The following is a 4,223-nucleotide window of genomic DNA, read 5'->3' on the forward strand; positions in this document are numbered from 1 at the left end:
GTCCAGATCTCCCTGAGCAAATGGTCGTGCGTCACCACCAGGCCGACATGGGTGGCCAGGATATGAAGCAGCCGATATTCCTTTCGCGTCAGCCTGAGCGGGCGTTCGTTGAGCGAGACGGTCCGGGTCACGAGATCGACCGAGAGCGGACCGGCGACGACGACGGGATTCTGCGTCGCGGATTTGAAATAACGCCGCAGCGCGGCTTCGCTGCGCGCGAGCAATTCAGCCATGCCGAACGGCTTGACAACGTAATCGTCGGCTCCCGCCTGCAGCAGGCGAACCTTTTCCTCCTGGTTCGCCACCACCGACAGAATGATGACGGGAACGTTGGACCAGGATCGCAACCGCTCCAGCACTTCAGTGCCATGCAGGTCCGGCAGCGCAAGATCGAGAATGATGATGTCCGGCGGGCTGAATGTGGCAATCTTCAGGGCGTCGGCGGCGTTTTCGGCTTCGAGCACCACGAAGCCGTTGAGTTCGAAGCCGGCGCGAAGAAAACGTCTGATCTTCGGTTCGTCGTCGATCAGGAGCACGATATTGGCAGGTTTAGTCATTTTCGATTGCCATCAAATCGGTGGTTGTTGGTCGAAATGCAGGCAGCGAGATCGACGCCGTCGTCCCAAGCCCCGGCCCCGGACTGGAGATGGCGATGGTCCCGCCGTTCGCCCTGACGAAGGTGGATGCGATCCAAAAGCCCAGGCCGGATCCGGGAATGGTCGCCTGGTGCCGCTTGCTTCGGAACGACCGGCGGCCAAGTTGCTGCTGCTCGTCGGGCGTGATGCCGACGCCGTGATCGGAAACGGAGATGATCAGCCGTTGCTGCTCGGCGCGCGCCTTAATTGTGATCGCCGAACCGGAGGGGGAGTATTTCGCGGCATTCTGCAGCAGCTGGCCGCAGGCCTGTTCGATGAGACCGGAATCGACCCGGACCAGCGGCAGATACTCGTCGAATGTCATCTCGATCTTGTGCGCCGCCAGCCGCCGCGCGGCTCGCCTGATCGCGGCGTCGATGATGTCTCTCGGGTCCGTCCAATCGGGCTGCGGTCGCAATCCGCCCGCGGTGACCTTGGTGGCATTGAGAAGATTCTTAATATAGCCGTCGAGTTCGGCCGCCTCTTCCAGTATGGCATCAACCAGGGACCGTGCCTGCGTATTGTCGTGTATCATCGGGACTGAGCTTAGAACGGTCGCCGAACCCTGTATCGCTGCGAGCGGCGAGCACAGCTCATGCGAGATCGTGCCGTGGAACGCATCCCGTAGCAATTCCGCCTGCAAGTGCAGCCGCGCATCCTCCATCGCCTTGCCGATGTCGAGACGCTGAAGTGTCAGCGAGACCTCATCAAGCACGGCTTCGGCGCGGCTCATCCTTATGCTGAGGGCTTCGGCGGTGCCGGCGCCAATGTTGATGGCTATGACCCCATGCACCGCGGTTTCGGAACAGACCGCGCGAAGCAGCCAAGCCTCCCGGGTCCGCTGATCGACGACCAGACGGGCGGCAAGCCCGACCGCCGCGCCCATCGCGGCGACATGCTCCACAACCGCGCCTGGTGGCTGCCCGCATTGCGGCGGCTCGAAATGGCCGTCGGCCGTTGCGACGAAGAAAACGGCATGCGTGCCGAGCGCCCGGGACAGGTATTTCTGAATCGCGGCAACCAGATCGGAGATCGTGAAGCACGCCGCCAGCCGGCGCGAAAAATCATAGAGCTGGTGAATTTCCGCTTCCCGCTGCCGCAGCGTATCGGTCTCGCGGCGCAAGCGGGAGGCGAGGTTGCCACTGACCAGCGCCACCACGAGAAACAGCAGGAGATCGACGGCGTCCTGCGGATCCTCGACCTGCAGGCTGTAGATCGGAGGAAAGAAGAAGAAATCCGCAGCGACCATGCTGGCGATCGACGCCAGCGTCGCGGGCCAGATGCCCCACGTTGTGGCAGCGAAGATGACCGGTATCAGATAGGCGATGGGGACGAGATCGGCCGCGATGGTCTGTTGGAGCAACAGCAAGGGGGCGGTGACGAGCCCGACGCCGAGGACGGACAGTAGCAGAGGCATGAACTCCACCCGCAACACTGACGTCCGCTGCCCGCCGTGGAAGGGCGATGTTGCTTGACCTGCACCACGTTCAGTCGGTGTGACCTGCGCCTTTGCGAGCCGACCTAGATAAAAAAGATAATTCAAGTATCGAGCGCCTATAGATCAAAGACATCGAACGACTAGCATCGGCCCGTCAAAGCCGAATTGGAATCGCTCCCCAGCGGTCTGACTTTGGCGCGGAAAACGTCGCCCCCTAGTGCGAGATCCAGCGGCGTCAGGATTCTCTAAATCGGAGTAGAAAATCCATGCTGTTCGTCGGTCAAGAACATATAAAAGTAATAGCCGCAGGTTGCGCCGACGGGCGGCGAGCATCGACGATCACCCGGAGAGCCTGATTGGGCGGGAATAGTGTATTACTGGTTGATATCGGGCGCGGTGCCGATCTCGAGGTAATAATCTGCCCGTCTCGAAAGGAGCGGGCTCACGCCGTTGGTGCCGCTGCCCTGTGAGCGAACCGCCCGTCCTGGATGGCATTCACATAGTTGAGGGCTTGTTTTTCCTCTGAGAGTTCAGGCTTTGACGCCCGATACAATTTCACGTCATCCGCGGGTCGGCCCAAACGCGGGGTAAGGGTCGCGATCGCGGCAGACGAGATATATTTCGGCGGATAGAGATAGAACTCCATCAACGGCATATGCGGGCCGCGCGCGTTTCGCCTGAGAATCGTACGCGCCGCTTCCGCGGCCTCCGGATAAATCGCGCCCCAGCCAGCGAAGCTAGAGGCCAATATTTCCAGCGACAGGATGGCGGTCGCGATCCGCACGAAGCCGTCGTGGGATTTCTTCGCGCTTCGTGTGATCGACGCTTTCCGCAGGAATTGCCGAAGCTCTCGCTGCTTCTGGATGAAAGGGCCGAGCCGCGATTTCCAGAGGATGTCAGGCAGGCAGGCAAAGCCGTGCACCTCATGGTAGCTCTCGATCAGACTTTGACACTGTTCCGTCAGAGCCTTCGGCAAGAAACCGAGATCAAAGCTCTCGTTAGCATCTGAATCGGTTGCAACCTCTGTTGCGGCTTTCATCGTCTCGCCTCGTGAGCAGCAAATCGCTCAATGGACGAACTCTAACTATTCCGCGCATATTTCTTCGATCGACAATGCGGGCCGTTTTCATAGCAAAAAAATATCCAGCCGTGACAACGACTGAATCGCGTGTGTGACGCGCGCCAACGCTATATGACGGAAAAGTCACACTTCGCCAGAAATGGTTGCAATGCAATGGGAGTTCGTCCCGAAACACGACGATTTCCGCCAAGCGTTTGAGCAAATCGGCGTGCAAATGACGCATATGCGTGCAAGCAGCGCCAGAAAAATGATTTCGGATATTTTATTTTAACGAAACCGCGGGGCAACCCGTATCGCTTTTTCGTCCGCCCAAAACGAATGATCACTGCTGAGTTCACAGAACCGCGAGAGCGTCTGCAAGACGCCAGTAACAGCAGCTTGGGGCAATTGTATGAAGAAACTCTTCTTGGCGGGCGTTTCGTTGGCAGCGTTTGGACTGTCCGGCGCGGCATATGCGGCGGACACCGTCCCGCCGATGGGCTCGAGCTTCTGCGATCCATACAAGGACTATTCCTGCCTCGACAGCTATCTCGGCAGCGACTTTGTCAGCCGTTTCATCAATTATTATCGACTCGAATGGGATCAGCCGTCAGCACCTCAAGACCCCAAGGCGCCGCCATCGCGCCGGCCCGAGTCCGAGGTTCCGCCGACGCCGCAGACCACGCCACCGATGCCATTCACGGAATGGCCCTATGGCGGCAGCACCAGCCTTGGCGTGACGCGGCCGAGTTCGATCGATAGCCCGCTGATGGCCGCGCTCGGCAATACGCTGGTGGGGCAGGCGATGAACGACGACCACATCCAGATCTACGGCTGGATCGATGGGGGAGGCAACCTCAGCAATAACTCGGTACGCGGCGGCAATGCACCGGCGGCCTATGATTACAATCCAAATACCGTGCAGCTCGACCAGGCGGTGGTCTATTTCGAGCGCCTGCCGGACACGGTGCAAAAAGACCACATAGATTGGGGCTTTCGGGTCGCGCCGATCTATGGCGAGAACTATCGCTACACCACGGCGTACGGACTGTTCAGCAACCAACTCCTGAAAGAGAACCTCAATAACGGC

General features: G+C 59.5%; 4 protein-coding genes. 1 reads left to right on the top strand and 3 read right to left on the bottom strand.

Features of this window, described 5'->3' with window-relative positions:
* The 3 genes from WCB02_RS24750 to WCB02_RS24760 all read right to left on the bottom strand — a co-directional run.
* A partial coding sequence (locus WCB02_RS24750) for a response regulator transcription factor (RefSeq protein WP_423962301.1) occupies positions 1 to 557 on the bottom strand: 557 nt, incomplete at its 3' end.
* Positions 550 to 2,052, bottom strand: coding sequence for a sensor histidine kinase (locus tag WCB02_RS24755; RefSeq protein ID WP_423962303.1), 1,503 nt, complete (start codon positions 2,050 to 2,052; stop codon positions 550 to 552). The genes WCB02_RS24755 and WCB02_RS24750, both read right to left, overlap by 8 nt.
* A 463-nt stretch (positions 2,053 to 2,515) precedes the next feature.
* The gene (locus WCB02_RS24760; protein WP_423962304.1) at positions 2,516 to 3,049 is read right to left on the bottom strand and encodes a hypothetical protein; all 534 of its coding nucleotides are present in this window, start codon (positions 3,047 to 3,049) and stop codon (positions 2,516 to 2,518) included.
* Between the two features lie 496 nt (positions 3,050 to 3,545).
* On the opposite strand from WCB02_RS24760, the gene WCB02_RS24765 reads away from it, so the two are divergent.
* A partial coding sequence (locus WCB02_RS24765; RefSeq protein WP_423962306.1) for an outer membrane beta-barrel protein occupies positions 3,546 to 4,223 on the top strand: 678 nt, incomplete at its 3' end.

Origin of the sequence: Bradyrhizobium sp., assembly GCF_049581145.1 — a bacterium.
Taxonomy (GTDB): Bacteria; Pseudomonadota; Alphaproteobacteria; order Rhizobiales; family Xanthobacteraceae; genus Bradyrhizobium.